This is a genomic window from Caballeronia sp. GAWG2-1 (assembly GCF_023631405.1).
Classification (GTDB): Bacteria; Pseudomonadota; Gammaproteobacteria; order Burkholderiales; family Burkholderiaceae; genus Caballeronia.
The window spans coordinates 15,215-28,389 of sequence record NZ_JALQDD010000039.1; the positions used below are offsets into that span (position 1 = coordinate 15,215).

Sequence of the window (13,175 nt, forward strand, 5' to 3'; positions counted from 1 at the left end):
CCTCGACTGACCGAGTTCGGGCACACGGGTCGCCGCGAACCTATACGCCGCGACGCAGCGCATCGGCAACGACGACGAACGCAGGAGTCGGCTGACGTCGGCTGGGATAGTAAAGATGAAAACCTGAAAACGACGGGCACCAGTCAGGCAGCACCCGCAAGAGCGCACCGCTTTCGATCTGCGATAAGACCCGCTGTTTCGGGCACGAAGGCGAGGCCCACTCCCGCAAGCGCGGCTTTCACGGCCATCGTCGCGCTATTGAAGACGAGTTGTCCCTCCACGCGCACGTTCAGCTCGCGTCCGCCTTTCTTGAACTCCCACGCATAAATGCCGCCGGCCGTCGGCAGCCGGATGTTGATGCAGTTATGCGCCGTCAAGTCTCGCGGTGTCTTCGGCTTCGGATGCGCGGCGAAATAGTCGCGCGTGCCAACCACGGCCATGCGCACATCGGGACCGATGCGCACCGCAACCATGTCCTTGGCCACTTGCTCGCCGAGCCGCACGCCCGCATCGAGCCTCTGTTCGACGATATCCGTGAGTCCGTTGTCGATGAAGAGCTCGATCGTGATGTCCGGATAGTCGGGCAAAAGCCGTTCTATCACCGGCCATAGCAGCATTTCCGCCGCGTGTTCTCCAGCAGCGATGCGCACGGTGCCCGCCGGCGTATCCCGCAAGGCGGTGAGCGCGCTTAGTTCGGCCTCGATCTCATCGAGCCTGGGACCGACCGACTGGATCAACCGTTCGCCAGCTTGAGTCGGCGATATATTGCGTGTCGTTCTGGTCAGGAGGCGAAGGCCCAGCCGTGCTTCGAGATTGCGCACCGTCTGACTCAGCGCAGACTGCGAAACGCCAAGCTTCGCGGCCGCCTTCGTAAAGCTGCCCTCGCGGGCGACAGCGAGGAACGCGGTGATATCGGACAGATCGGAACGTGCCATGATGATTTATAAGCCTGGCTTCTAACTTCATGCCGATTTTAGCTCTTTATCGCAGGAAGTCGCGTTGCTACATTGAACGTCGAGATAACTATTGCAAGGAACGCACATGCGGATCATCGAATGCGGCTCGCAGCCCTCGGCGACGGGCCCAACTGAATATTTCACCGGAACGGTGAGGATCGACGCGCCGTTTGCGGGCGACGAACCCGCGCGCATCGGCGGCGCAACGGTGACGTTCGAACCAGGCGCGCGCACCGCGTGGCACACGCATCCGCTGGGTCAGACGCTCATCGTGATCGCGGGCCGCGGATGGGTGCAGCGCGATGGCGGACCAATCGAGGACATCAGAGCGGGCGACATCGTCTGGATTGCGCCCGGAGAGAAGCACTGGCACGGCGCGACCGCCACCACGGCAATGACGCATATCGCCATTGCCGAGAAGCTCGACGGCAGTCCCGTCGACTGGATGGAAAAGGTCACGGACAAGCAGTATCGCGGCGGCGTGCCGGCAAACGACGAAGGAGTCGCATGATGAACCGACGTATTCTCGGGAAGAGTGGTCTCGAAGTATCGGCAATCGGCCTTGGCTGCATGGGACTGAGCTTTGCCTACGGCCCTGCAGCGGAGAAGGCCGATGCGATCGAACTCATCCGCTCTGCCTTCGAGCAAGGCGTGACTTTCTTCGATACAGCCGAAGCCTATGCGCAAGGCGCGAACGAAACACTGCTCGGCGAGGCACTTGCGCCGTTCCGCGATCAAGTCGTGATCGCAACGAAGTTCGGTTTCGAGGGCGGCGACGTGCAGAAGGGCGTCAACAGCAAGCCGGACAACATTCGCGCGGTGACGGACGCGGCGCTCAAGCGGTTGCGCACGGATCGCATCGACTTGCTTTATCAGCATCGCGTCGACCCCGAGGTGCCAATGGAAGATGTCGCCGGCGCCGTGAAGGAGCTGATTCAGGAAGGCAAGGTCAGACATTTCGGCATGTCGGAAGCGGGCGTCGAGTCCATTCGCCGTGCGCACGCCGTGCAACCGGTTGCGGCTTTGCAAAGCGAATATTCGCTATGGTGGCGTGAGCCCGAGAAAGAAATCCTGCCGCTGCTCGAAGAACTCGGAATTGGCTTCGTGCCGTTCAGTCCGCTCGGCAAGGGTTTTTTGACGGGCGCAATCGACGCGAGCACTGGTTTCGATCAAACCGATTTTCGCAATGTCGTCCCGCGTTTCTCGGAAGAAAATCGCAAGGCAAATCAGGCGCTGGTCGACGTGCTCAAGCAGATCGCCACGAGTCTGAACGCGACGCCCGCGCAAGTCGCGCTCGCGTGGCTGCTCGCGCAAAAGCCGTGGATCGTGCCGATTCCCGGCACGACGAAGCTGCATCGACTGAAGGAAAACATCGGTGGTGCTTCCATTGAGTTGACGGCGGACAATCTGCGCGATATCGATACGCGGCTCGCGAATATCATCGTACAGGGTGAACGCTATCCCGCACATTTGCAGGCGCGTGTCGGCAAATGAATCGCCTGCCGATTAGCCAAGCCGATGCCATCGACCCGTCTCCGGGCACACATCGGCTGGCGCGCCTTCGAACCACACTTGCTCGTCATCCAGTTGCGACGAGCTCGCGCCATCCACATCGAACTCCACTTGCAGTGCTTGTGCCACGCAGGCGTTTTCGATCGGAAGTTCCCAGCTCAGGAACACTTGAACGTAGTCCTCGTCGGGCGCGAAGTCGGACACGTTGAAGCTTTCGCTATCGCGTTGAATGACGCCATGAGGCTGGCCCGTATCGAAGATCATGGCGGTTCCACGGGTCAACGGAATGCGATGACTCGCAGCGGGGAAATGCACGTCCAGACCCTTGTCTTCGCTCAGAAAGAGATTGCAAAAAGCCGCGCCGCCATATTGCGCTCCGTCATGATGGTATCTCGCGCCACGACAGGCCATGAGCGCTATGTCGCTGGCGGCGAGCACGCCGGGTAGTCCGAGCGCGTTCGTCCAGTCGACGATAGCTCGCACGCAGTGCTTGTAGTCCGTCCAGCGCGCGCGAGTTCGCGCCAATGGCATGACCTCGACATCGCCGGGTTCGAGAACGAGCCGCGACATCGCTTCTCTTTGCCAGTCGGCGATGAGACTTGCAGGCGGCTCGGGCAAGTCGAGTGTGGTCGACAAAACGATGTCGCTCACGCGTCGGCTGCGGATGGCATCGCCGCTATGAAAAAAGGAAGTCAGCATGTCTCGAACGGGAAGGCGACATCCTCGCGCATCGACTCGCGCACGCACGTTGCAAACGCCAGCGCGGCAGGCTGGATCGATTGCGGCAATTGCAGACAGATGGCGAATGGCGGAAGGGCAGGCAAGCCGGACTCATGAAGCGCAAGCCTTTCGAGGTCGGTGGGTACGGTAAAGGCAAGCCATGCGGTGATCGCAAGGCCCGCCCGCACGGTGGCTGCGGTCGCCTCGATGTTGCCGCTCTCGAACACCGTGCGCCAGGCGATGCCTTCGTCCGCGAGCGCGCGCAGCACCATCGGACGGAAGGCGCAGCGTTCGTCGACCATCGACAGCGGCAATGGGCGCTTGCGCCACGCTTCACTGCCGCGGCCCGTCACCCACACGAGCGGCTCGATGCGGATCACTTCGCCTTCGGCCTCGCTCGCAACGTATTCGACGAGCGACACATCCACCAGACCGCTGTTCAACGCGTTGCGCAGTTCGCGTGATGCGCCGCATACCAGCGAAATTTCCACGTGCGGATGAGCATCGGCGAACGTTTTCATCGCGGGCGCAAGCGCGGTGACGAGGTCGTAGGGCACGCCAACGCGAAGGCTGCCGCTTAACGACTGCCCGGTCATGTCGGACCAAATATCGTCGTTGAGCCGCATCAACTGGCGCGCCTTCACGAGGAACTGTTCACCCTTGCGTGAGAGTTCGAGCTTGCGCGTCTTGCGCACGAACAAGAGGCAGTCGAGCAAGTCTTCAAGCCGTTTGACTTGCTGGCTGATGGCGCCTTGCGTCATGTGCAGCCGATTCGCGGCAACCGTCATGCTGCCGCTGTCGGCCACGGTGACGAAGGTGCGGATGAGATCGAGATCGAAGTTTCGAGGCATCGACGCATTATGCATCGTAATGCATGCCATCAAGATTTTTGGTTTTGCTGATGCGTGGGCGATCAGTAGAGTGCAAGTCTCGATACCCGCACGCATGTTCATGGCCTCGCTCAACCTCCCGCTTTTCCTCTTCGCAGTCGTCGCGACCATCACGCCCGGCGGCGCCACTACACTTGCCACCGCGTCTGGCGCGCGCTTCGGCTTCATGCGCTCGATCCCGTTGATGCTCGGCATCGCCATCGGTCTTGCCGTGCTCGGCGCGTTCGCCGCACTCGGGCTTGCCGGTATCTTGCTCGCGATGCCCGCGCTGCAAACCGCTGTGAAAGCGCTTGGTTCCGCGTACTTGTTGTGGCTGGCATGGCGCGTCGCCCGAAGCGGACCGCCGAATGAGAACAGTGGTCCCGCGCGGCCGGTCACGTTGATCAACGGCATCCTGCTCTTGTGGCTCAACCCGAAAAGCTGGGCGATGACCGTCGGCGCCGCGGCGTCCTTCGCGCTAGCGGCGGACAGTCCCAACCGGCTTGCGATTCTCCTCGGCGCGGCCTTCGGCGTTGCGGCATGCGGGTCGCTCGTATTGTGGTGCGCGCTCGGTGCAATGCTTGCACGGTTGCTTCGAACGCCGCGTCATTGGCGCGTGGTCAATCTTGCGATGGGTTTGCTGCTGGCCGCATCCGTCTTGTCGATCTGGAGATGACGACGCAGCGCCTTCGGCCAGCAGCAGAGCCCATCATCAATGCATGGTGGCGTCGCGCAACACCGGCGCTGCGTTCCCCCGGCCGCGGCCTTGGACATACGCAGCGACGATGGCGATTGCAATCGGCACCGTCAAAAAGAGGAACAACTGCCCGAAGTTCCACTTGAAGCTCAGAAGCACCGCACCGACCGACGCACCGGAGATGGCACCGAAGCGGCCGATGCCCGTCATCCAGCTCGTGCCTGTCGCTCGAATCTCCGTTGGGTAGTAGCTCGCGGCCATCGCCGTCCAGCCGGTGTTCGTGGAGTTCGTGCAATAACCGAGCAGGAACACGAGCGTGATGAGACCGGCTAGCCCGACGTTCATCTGCGACACCGCCACCGTGAAGACGAGCGCCCCGAATAGTGTCGCGATCATGACCTTGCGCGAATCGAAGCGATCCATCTCCCAGCCAATGACGATGTTCCCGAGCGTGCCGCCCACTTGCATCATCGCGCCGACGAGCGCCGCGTCAGCCAGCGAGAAGTTGTTGTCCTTGACGATAATCGGCAGCCAGCTGTTCAGGAAGTAGACCGTCATCAAGTTCATGAAGAGCCCGACCCAGAGCGCGAGCGTGACCGTGGTATGCGGTTTCGACACGATGAGGCGAATCACGCCCTTGCCGGCGTGTTCGCGTTCGGGCGTCACGAAGCCGGTCGAACCGTTTACCGTGCCGGGCTGAATTTCGTTGATGATCTTCGCAAGCGCCGTGCGTCCCTCGTGCTTCAGAGCTAAAAACTTCGCGGATTCCGGCAAAACGAAGAACAGCAGAACCGCGAAGAGAAGCGGCACGATGCCGCCGACGACCAGTATAGAATGCCAGCCGTGAGTCGGCACGAGATAGCTTGAGAGGAAGCCGCCGCCCGCCGCGCCAAGCGTGAAGCCGCAATAGATGACCGTTACCATGACCGAACGATGCTTCTCCGGCGCATATTCGCAAGCAAGCGTCGCGGCGTTCGGCTGCGATGCGCCGAGGCCGAGTCCAGTCAGAAAACGCATCACCGAAAGCACTTCGATGTTCGGCGACCAGGCCGAGGCGAGACTCATCACGCCGAAGAAGATGACCGCGGCGATGATGACCTTGCGACGGCCGAAGCGGTCGGCCAACGGACCTCCCGTCAGCGCGCCGATCGCGAGGCCGAATAATCCCATGCTCAACACTGGCCCGAGCGCGGCCCGGCTGATCTTCCAGTCGGCGATGAGCGCGGGTGCGATGAATCCCATCGCGACCACATCGAAGCCATCGAGAATCAGGACGACGAGTCCCAGCAAAAGGATCTTCCAATGAAAGCCGCTGAATGGCCTCGTATCCAGGAACTGCTGGACGTTCAATTGCTTTACCGCACTGCTCATCGCTGTCTCCTAGTGTCGTGATTGTTGCGACGCTGCCTCAAGCAGACGAGGCATGTATTCGATGCAGTCGACGATGACCTTCTCATCGTCCTCATGAAACGCGAATGAGCGCATGTCGAGGCTGCGTCTTTATCGAAGCGATGCTCTCTGTTTAAAGTTTCAGCAATTGGAAGTCAACGATTTTTATCCGTGACTTCTTGTATGGAAACAAACGAGGGTTTTTCCCGAAGTGCCTGCTGTCCAATTGGTTCGCGCTTCATGTGATTTTTCCGGAGAAATGACGCCAAATCTCATGAGCAGCAAGATAGATTGCTTGTTCCTTTAAGGAAACACGTTCACAACTGAGTTCATTCCAACTTCGGCTTGAGGAAGGCATGCAAAAACTCGCGCGATCCTTTGGAGGCAGCACCTTCTCATTCATGTGGGAAGAGACGGCGCTTGGCGCCATGCGAAAGATGCAGGAGATCGGCCTGAACGACTTCGATGCGTTAGTCGTACCCGGTCATCTTTGGCCGGATGAACTATCCGCTGCCGATAGATCGAGTCTTGCCGGTACGCTTCGAAGCGAAGGCCTTCGGATCGAATCTTTGAACCTGCCTGCGCTCGATCTGAATCTGGTAAGCCGGGTCGAGCCGTTCAGGCAATACTCCGTCGATCTCTACATCGACACGATGCAACTCGCTTCGGACTTGGGCTGCGGGGCAATCGTCGTCGTGCCGGGCAGGGTGTCTTCGCTCTTTCCTCCGCCGAAAAAGGACACCGAGCTTCTGCTGCGCGATAGCCTGGAGCAGCTTCTGCGCGTGGCGGAACGTCTCGATCAGAAGCTTTACGTCGAGCTTCATCCGCAAACGCCTATTCCCACGACCGCCGCGATGCTCGCCTTTTTCGATGCTCTGCCACACGAGAGGCTGCTGATCGCCTATGACGTGTCCAACGCCGAGTTCGTCGGAGAAGATCAGGCCGATGCAGTCAGGCAATGCGCGGCACGCCTTGGCCAGTTGCACTTGTCCGACGGCACACGCAGTCAATGGCGCCACGACCGCGTGGGTTTGGGCTCGGTGCGCTTCGACGAGATCCTCAAGGCTCTGAACGACGTGGACTTCTCCGGTGTCCCGGTTCTGGAGATCATCTCTTCGACGCCACTGGACGATCTGCGTGCGTCCGCGCAGAGCCTGAGCGGTAGGCAGGAGCCTCACCATGACCGATGACAACACGTCGCTGCGCTCCCATCGCCTGCATGATGCTCGGCTGGCCTACCGGCGTAGCGGAACACCCGACGGCAGGCCGACGCTGCTCTTGCTGCACGGATGGCCGCAAACCTCATGGGCATGGCGGCGCGTCATGCCGCTGTTGAGCCGTGACTTCGATGTCATCGCGCCGGATCTTCCGGGCTTCGGCGATTCCTCGAAGCCCGAGTCCGGTTTCGACAAGAAGACCATCGCTCGCAGATTGCATGATCTGGTCGAAGCGCTCGGCGTGAGGCAAGTGGCTATCGTCGGGCACGATCTCGGCGGGCACGTGGCCTATGCATATGCCGCTCAGTGGCCGGATGCGGTCAGTCACTTCGTCTTCGTCGAGAGCAGTCTTCCGGCATTCGGGCAAGAAGAGGCCATGGACGTTTCGCGCGGCGGTAGCTGGCATTTTGGCTTCAACATGGCCAGGGATATTTCAGAGTCGCTCGTGAGCGGCCGCGAGTTCCTGTTCGTCGATCACTTCGTGCATCGGGAGACGGTCGGCGTGTTCGATGCCGACTCGATCAGCCGCGACGACATTGAAGTCTATGCGCGCGCATTGGCGCGACCCGGCGCTTTGCGCTGTTCCTTCAGCTATTACCGCACGCTACCGCTCGATAGAAAGGACAACGCGGTCTGGGGACGTTCGCCGCTTCAGACGCCGTGCCTCGCCATCGGCGCGCAATGGCGATACGGACCGGCATCGGCCCACACGTTGCGTCGCGTGGCATCGAACGTGACGGAGAGGCTTATCGACGATTGCGGTCATTACGTGCCGGAAGAAAGACCAGCGGAATTCGCCGATGCCGTGCGGCAGTTCGTTCTTCAAAGATAGCGCACTGTCCGTTGCGCGCCTATCGATGGATTGGATAAGGCTTATCAAGCTGGCTTTATGGACACCACTTCACTATCTGCCGATACTCGACTCAAGGTTACGATGACGTCGAATCTTCGAGAAAGAGATCTGCCACGACGGAACGCAGCCATCGATGCCCCGCGTCGTGATGGTTACGCGAATGCCAATGCTGTTTCACCACATAAGCCGAAAGATCGAACGGCAACGCGAACGATCGAATCGATTTTTCCTTGAGCATGAGTACGGCAAGTCGTGATGGGATCATCGCGACGAGATCGGTGCGAGCCGCAGTTTCAGCAACGCCGAGGTAACTGGGTACTTCGAGCATGACCCTTCGCGTGAGACGCATCTCGCGCAAGACACGGTTGAGAATGGAGTGACCCGTGCCCGATGGCGTAACCGCGATGTGTCCTTCCGCCAGGAACTCGGCGACACTCGGCCGGCTGCTGAGTCTTGGATGATCCGCGGCGATGATGCCGATATACGTTTCTTCCATCAGCCGTTGTTGATAGAAGCCTTCGTTGAGTTGAGGCATGTAGCCGATAGCAAGTTCGACTTCGCCAGTCTGCATCAAGCCAGCCGTTTCGTCGGCGATATGACTTATCGTCAGTTTGACCTCGGGCGCAATCGAACGTAGCCGGTTGAGCCAGCGAGGCAGCAACACGTTCTGTGCAACGTCGGTCAATGCCACATGAAAGTCGCGATTGGCCAGTGCGGGGTCGAATTGGGTCTGGTACTTCGAGACGACCTCGAACGACGCAAGCAGGTCGAGCACTCGTCCGTAGAGGTCGGTGGCAAATGGCGTGGGTTCCATCCCATGAGGGAAACGCACGAAGAGTGGATCGCGATAGTGCTCGCGCAGCTTTGAAAGATTGAACGAGATGGTCGGTTGCGAGAGACCGAGGTTGACTGCCGTCTGCGAGACGCTGCCCGTCTTGTAGGTCTCCGCGAAGACGGTGAGCAGCTTGACGTCGATGTCTGACATTGTCTTTATCCGATCGATAGGTTCGAAGCACCGGACGAGATTAGCATTCGAAACCGATGGTCGACGAACAACATGAACCAGCCAGGGAGATTGCATGAAGCGTAACGCGCCAGTCGCGATGGTCACAGGCGGTCGAAGAGGCATCGGCCGAGGCATTGTCTGGCATCTCGCGGATGCCGGATTCGACATCGTCATCAACGATCTGTGCGATGACGACGCCATGCGGGAAACCATCGCGGGAGTCGAAGCAAGAGGCCGCAAATGGGCGATGGCGCTAGGCGATATCGCCGAGCTGAACGAGCAGGACGACCTCGCTGAGCGCGCGTGGTCCGCGTTCGGACGCATCGACACGCTCGTCAATAATGCTGGCGTGTCCGTGCTTTCGCGCGGTGACCTGCTCGATGTCTCGGTCGAAAGCTACGATCGCAATCTCGACATCAACCTGCGCGGCCCCTTCTTTCTGACGCAGCGGATTGCGCGTCGAATGCTGAATGAGCCTGATTCGAGTTTGTATCGATCCGTCGTGTGCATTTCATCGACGAGCGCGGAAACCGTCAGCATTAACCGTGGCGAATATTGCATCTCGAAAGCGGGCGTCTCGATGATGGTCAAGCTCTTCGCCACGCGTCTTGCCGAGCATGGCATCGCGGTTCACGAGATTCGTCCCGGCATCATTCGCACCGACATGACGTCGGTTTCGGCGGCCAGTTTCGACGAACGCATACGTGATGGACTTACGCCGATTCGCCGATGGGGCACGCCCGACGACATCGGACGCGCGGTCGCGACGCTCGCCATCGGAACGTTCGCCTTCTCGACGGGAAGTGCCTTCGAGCTCGACGCCGGGATGCATATGAATCGCTTGTAGACCAGCGTGCATCGACATCTCTCGCGATTAAACCCATTTCAAGGAGCGCGCAGATGAAGCAAACCATCGTGTTGATACACGGCGCATGGCATTGGGGCGGTTGTTTTCAGAAGGTGGCCACGTTGCTTGCAGCGCGCGGACACTCCGTCATCCACCCGGACTTGAAATCGCACGGATTCGATCCCGCAACCTACGATCAAGTCGAAGACATGGCCGACTACACGGCGTCCGTTGCCGCGTTGCTCGAAAGCGCGCACGAGCCTTTCGTGTTGCTAGGACATAGCATGGGGGGCGTGTCGCTCACTTACCTTGCCGAGGAATATCCGGAGAAGATCAGCAAGCTCATCTACCTTGCCGCGTTCATGACGCCGCCGGGTAAATCGGCCAACGATTACCTTTTATCTGAAGGCTATACGAACGATCCTTCGGTAAAAGCGCTCTTCGAGATTGTGAATGCAACGCCGGATGGCAAGGGCGTAGCGTTGAACGTCGATGACGTCCGCAAAGTGCGGTCGTCGTTCTATGGTGATTGCAGCGATCGGGACGTGGCCGTGGCCGCGGCCAACGTTGCCCGCATCAATGCCACGGCGCCTTACGCTGCGCGAATCGACACGACGAAGGAGCGTTATGGATCGATTCCGCGAGTCTTCATCGAATGCACGAAGGACCTCGCTCTTCCAATCGCGCAACAACGGCTGATGCAAGCCGACGTGCCGGGCGCCGAGGTCGTGACCATCGAGACGAGCCACTCACCATTCTTCTCGCAACCCGCGCAGCTTGCGGAAATCATCGGCGCGGCAATTGGCTAAGGCTTAAGCGTTCGCTCCTCAATTGATGCAATAACTCGATCCGGAGTATGCAGATGTTTTCAGAAGGACAATTCTCCCCAGACGTTCTCCCCGACGGATTCCGGCATGACGCAGACATTGTCGGAGACGTGAAACTGCATTACGTGACCGGCGGAAGGCCCGTTGGTACAGCGCCAATCATGCTTCTGATCCATGGCTTTCCGCAGAACTGGTGGGAATGGAGCCGCGTGCTCCTGCCGCTCGGCGAAGACTTTACTTTGATCGTCCCTGATCTTCGAGGCGTGGGCTTCTCCGACAAGACGGAAGCGGGCTACACGAAAAAGCAACTCGCGGCAGACCTCTTCGGTTTGGTGAGGAAGTTCGGCGACGAGCCGCCCCATGTCGTCGGTCACGATATCGGCGCGATGGTCGCTTACGCCTTCGCATGGCAGTTTCCCGTGCGTTCGCTCACCGTGCTCGACGCGTCCATTCCGGGCATCGGCGATTGGGATGAGATCGCATCGAGTCCCTTGCTCTTTCACTTCTCGTTTCATCAGAAGCCGTTCCTGCCGGAAGCCCTGATTTGCGGTGGCCGTGAGCGTATTTATATCAGCGCATTCATCAACGATCGAACCGATAACCCCGCTGCCATATCGGCGCGCGACATGGACGAATATGTGCGTGCCTATACGCATCCCGGCGCGTTCCGGGCGGCGATGGAGATGTATCGGCAATTCCCTCAGGATGTCATAGATAACCGCGCGGCGGCGCGGTTGCCGGCAAGCGTCCCGGTTCTCGCGTTGGGCGGCGAGAAGCGTTGGGGCCCGCACATGGTCAGCCGAATGAGCGCCGTCGCCGACAACGTGCGCGGCGGTTCGCTGCCCAAGTGCGGACATTTTCTCGCCGAGGAACAACCCGAATTGCTCGTCGCGGCGCTGAGAGAATTTTGCGAGCACTGACGAGCGCTGCGCGCTCGCAGCCGGTGAGCGAGTAGCGCGATCGCGCTAGCTCACTGCGCACTCATTCGCGAGCGCGTGAGACCTGCAACGCTTTTCCCCGGCAGCGAGGACGGAAACTTTGCCATGTCGGCATCGGCTGGCTGAACCGATCCTTGCACCTCGCTGCCATTCGCTCGCGACGCCTTCCACTCGGCCAGCTTCTTCAAGCAATCTTTCGCGAGGAAAGCGACTCGTCCCCACGGGGAGAGCGCGAGTTCGAAACTCGTGTTGTGAAGAACGTTGCCGCGACTCCAGTAAGCCTTGAAGGGTTCCGATCCGACGCCGAAATCGAGATCCAACTGGTTCTCCCATGCCCACTTGACGCAGCGCTCCATCATGATGGCGCCGGGAGAGAACTTGGCGAAGCTCGGATCGAAACCCGCGATCAGACCACTTGCGCAAGTCAGCGCCAGTCCGACCATGTTGGCGCACACCGGTGCATTGTCGAGGGTCATCACGAACATCAATGCCAGCGACTTCCCACGGCTTCCATCGAGCAGATCGACCAGATAGTCGCGGTATCCCTCCGATTGCAGCCACGGGCCATCCTTGCCGTTTCGTTCGGCCCATTGCCGCTTTTGCGCGAGCATCCAATCGACCCATTTGCGATGCTCGCTCACATCCCGAGCGTCGAGCACCTTGATTTCAAGCGCACCCTCTTTCATGAAGCGGCGCTCCAGCGCGCCGGGCTTCTTCTTCGACAACGTTGAGAGCGTTTTGCAATACGCCGTCCAGTCGGGTTCCTGGCGCAGGAGCGCCAGAGCCGAGATGTCCTGTCTGGCTACGACGAGACCGCCGTGCCCCGACGCAAGACGGTCGAGCCGCGTGCCTTTGCTCACGTAGGGAATAGAAAACAGATCGATGCGGCTTCCCTTGCTGGCGGCCTGCCACGCAGCTTCGATAGCCGCTTCCGATCCGGTCGATGCGAGGATGCTCGTATGGTCGGCCGTTCCCGATGCCAGCGGCTCGAGGATCGTCCATAGCGAGCGTCGACGGCGCACCAGAGGCCAGACGAGCATGAGTTCTCCGCGCTCCCGATATACGATGCAATGCAAGCTACCGCCACGCGGCTTGGCTACTCGCGTCCAGCAGAGCCAGCAAACGTCGAATGACTGGTAATGATGTCCGCCTATACGGGACCATAGCGAGTTCCATTCGTCGCGGAGAGCAAGAAAGTTTTCCGGATCGCTGATGATGCTGATGCCAGTCTGCTGGCGTGTTGCATTGCCGTTCAGTCGCTGCATAACGTTGGCCGATTTGTTATTTTGGATTTACCGCTGCCATGTGCTTCCTTGCGGAAGACACAGACTCCGTTCTCTATGA

General features: G+C 59.8%; 13 protein-coding genes and 1 pseudogene. 8 read left to right on the forward strand and 6 right to left on the reverse strand.

All coding sequences use genetic code 11. The features are described from left to right. Positions 1-40 precede the first annotated feature (40 nt). Positions 41-935, reverse strand: a pseudogene (locus NCR98_RS26130) (LysR family transcriptional regulator). Positions 936-1,041: 106 nt separating this feature from the next. Between NCR98_RS26130 and NCR98_RS26135 the strand changes: the two are divergent. Beyond that, positions 1,042-1,467 carry a (R)-mandelonitrile lyase gene (locus NCR98_RS26135; RefSeq protein WP_250527766.1) on the forward strand — a complete coding sequence of 142 codons (426 nt, stop codon included), beginning with the start codon at positions 1,042-1,044 and terminating at the stop codon, positions 1,465-1,467. Then, positions 1,467-2,450, forward strand: coding sequence for an aldo/keto reductase (locus NCR98_RS26140; protein WP_250527867.1), 984 nt, complete (start codon positions 1,467-1,469; stop codon positions 2,448-2,450). The genes NCR98_RS26135 and NCR98_RS26140 overlap by 1 nt, the downstream gene beginning before the upstream one ends. 12 nt (positions 2,451-2,462) lie before the next feature. Here the strand turns inward: NCR98_RS26140 and NCR98_RS26145 are convergent, their stop codons facing one another. Both NCR98_RS26145 and NCR98_RS26150 read right to left on the reverse strand, forming a co-directional pair. Then, positions 2,463-3,167 carry a hypothetical protein gene (locus tag NCR98_RS26145; RefSeq protein ID WP_250468228.1) on the reverse strand — a complete coding sequence of 235 codons (705 nt, stop codon included), beginning with the start codon at positions 3,165-3,167 and terminating at the stop codon, positions 2,463-2,465. Next, on the reverse strand, positions 3,161-4,039 hold the full coding sequence (locus NCR98_RS26150) for a LysR substrate-binding domain-containing protein (protein ID WP_250527767.1): 879 nt from the start codon (positions 4,037-4,039) through the stop codon (positions 3,161-3,163). The genes NCR98_RS26145 and NCR98_RS26150 overlap by 7 nt, the downstream gene beginning before the upstream one ends. Positions 4,040-4,139: 100 nt before the next feature. On the opposite strand from NCR98_RS26150, the gene NCR98_RS26155 reads away from it, so the two are divergent. Beyond that, positions 4,140-4,733 (forward strand): LysE family translocator, encoded by a 594-nt coding sequence (locus NCR98_RS26155; RefSeq protein ID WP_250527768.1) that lies wholly within the window; start codon positions 4,140-4,142, stop codon positions 4,731-4,733. Between the two features lie 36 nt (positions 4,734-4,769). On the opposite strand, the gene NCR98_RS26160 is transcribed toward NCR98_RS26155, so the two are convergent. Continuing rightward, positions 4,770-6,125 carry an MFS transporter gene (locus NCR98_RS26160; protein WP_250527769.1) on the reverse strand — a complete coding sequence of 452 codons (1,356 nt, stop codon included), beginning with the start codon at positions 6,123-6,125 and terminating at the stop codon, positions 4,770-4,772. A gap of 446 nt (positions 6,126-6,571) precedes the next feature. Here NCR98_RS26160 and NCR98_RS26165 point away from each other — a divergent pair, with 446 nt between their 5' ends. Both NCR98_RS26165 and NCR98_RS26170 read left to right on the forward strand, forming a co-directional pair. After that, a complete protein-coding gene (locus NCR98_RS26165; RefSeq protein ID WP_250527770.1) occupies positions 6,572-7,333 on the forward strand; it encodes a sugar phosphate isomerase/epimerase family protein in 762 nt (253 codons plus the stop codon). Then, positions 7,323-8,192, forward strand: a complete 870-nt coding sequence (locus NCR98_RS26170) for an alpha/beta fold hydrolase (RefSeq protein WP_250527771.1) — start codon at positions 7,323-7,325, stop codon at positions 8,190-8,192. Before NCR98_RS26165 ends, NCR98_RS26170 begins: the two co-directional genes overlap by 11 nt. 97 nt (positions 8,193-8,289) lie before the next feature. Here the strand turns inward: NCR98_RS26170 and NCR98_RS26175 are convergent, their stop codons facing one another. After that, positions 8,290-9,198 (reverse strand): LysR family transcriptional regulator, encoded by a 909-nt coding sequence (locus NCR98_RS26175; protein ID WP_250527772.1) that lies wholly within the window; start codon positions 9,196-9,198, stop codon positions 8,290-8,292. 94 nt (positions 9,199-9,292) lie between these two features. Between NCR98_RS26175 and NCR98_RS26180 the strand changes: the two genes are divergently transcribed. From NCR98_RS26180 to NCR98_RS26190, 3 genes are all read left to right on the forward strand, one after another. Then, the gene (locus NCR98_RS26180) at positions 9,293-10,066 is read left to right on the forward strand and encodes a 3-ketoacyl-ACP reductase (protein ID WP_250527773.1); all 774 of its coding nucleotides are present in this window, start codon (positions 9,293-9,295) and stop codon (positions 10,064-10,066) included. Positions 10,067-10,119: 53 nt separating this feature from the next. Then, complete coding sequence (locus NCR98_RS26185) at positions 10,120-10,875, forward strand: alpha/beta fold hydrolase (protein ID WP_250527774.1); 756 nt, start codon at positions 10,120-10,122, stop codon at positions 10,873-10,875. 179 nt (positions 10,876-11,054) lie between these two features. Beyond that, the gene (locus NCR98_RS26190) at positions 11,055-11,813 is read left to right on the forward strand and encodes an alpha/beta fold hydrolase (protein WP_250527775.1); all 759 of its coding nucleotides are present in this window, start codon (positions 11,055-11,057) and stop codon (positions 11,811-11,813) included. A gap of 50 nt (positions 11,814-11,863) precedes the next feature. Here the strand turns inward: NCR98_RS26190 and NCR98_RS26195 are convergent, their stop codons facing one another. Then, positions 11,864-12,871, reverse strand: coding sequence for a GNAT family N-acetyltransferase (locus tag NCR98_RS26195; protein WP_250527776.1), 1,008 nt, complete (start codon positions 12,869-12,871; stop codon positions 11,864-11,866). Positions 12,872-13,175: the final 304 nt, after the last annotated feature.

Coding starts and splice junctions, on each gene's coding strand:
- NCR98_RS26170 (WP_250527771.1), top strand. CDS start 7,323: ATGACCGATGACAACACGTCGCTGCGCTCCCATCGCCTGCATGATGCT.
- NCR98_RS26135 (WP_250527766.1), top strand. CDS start 1,042: ATGCGGATCATCGAATGCGGCTCGCAGCCCTCGGCGACGGGCCCAACT.
- NCR98_RS26155 (WP_250527768.1), top strand. CDS start 4,140: ATGGCCTCGCTCAACCTCCCGCTTTTCCTCTTCGCAGTCGTCGCGACC.
- NCR98_RS26175 (WP_250527772.1), bottom strand. CDS start 9,198: ATGTCAGACATCGACGTCAAGCTGCTCACCGTCTTCGCGGAGACCTAC.
- NCR98_RS26190 (WP_250527775.1), top strand. CDS start 11,055: ATGCTTCTGATCCATGGCTTTCCGCAGAACTGGTGGGAATGGAGCCGC.
- NCR98_RS26165 (WP_250527770.1), top strand. CDS start 6,572: ATGCGAAAGATGCAGGAGATCGGCCTGAACGACTTCGATGCGTTAGTC.
- NCR98_RS26195 (WP_250527776.1), bottom strand. CDS start 12,871: ATGCTCGTCTGGCCTCTGGTGCGCCGTCGACGCTCGCTATGGACGATC.
- NCR98_RS26145 (WP_250468228.1), bottom strand. CDS start 3,167: ATGCTGACTTCCTTTTTTCATAGCGGCGATGCCATCCGCAGCCGACGC.
- NCR98_RS26160 (WP_250527769.1), bottom strand. CDS start 6,125: ATGAGCAGTGCGGTAAAGCAATTGAACGTCCAGCAGTTCCTGGATACG.
- NCR98_RS26185 (WP_250527774.1), top strand. CDS start 10,120: ATGAAGCAAACCATCGTGTTGATACACGGCGCATGGCATTGGGGCGGT.
- NCR98_RS26180 (WP_250527773.1), top strand. CDS start 9,293: ATGAAGCGTAACGCGCCAGTCGCGATGGTCACAGGCGGTCGAAGAGGC.
- NCR98_RS26140 (WP_250527867.1), top strand. CDS start 1,467: ATGAACCGACGTATTCTCGGGAAGAGTGGTCTCGAAGTATCGGCAATC.
- NCR98_RS26150 (WP_250527767.1), bottom strand. CDS start 4,039: ATGCCTCGAAACTTCGATCTCGATCTCATCCGCACCTTCGTCACCGTG.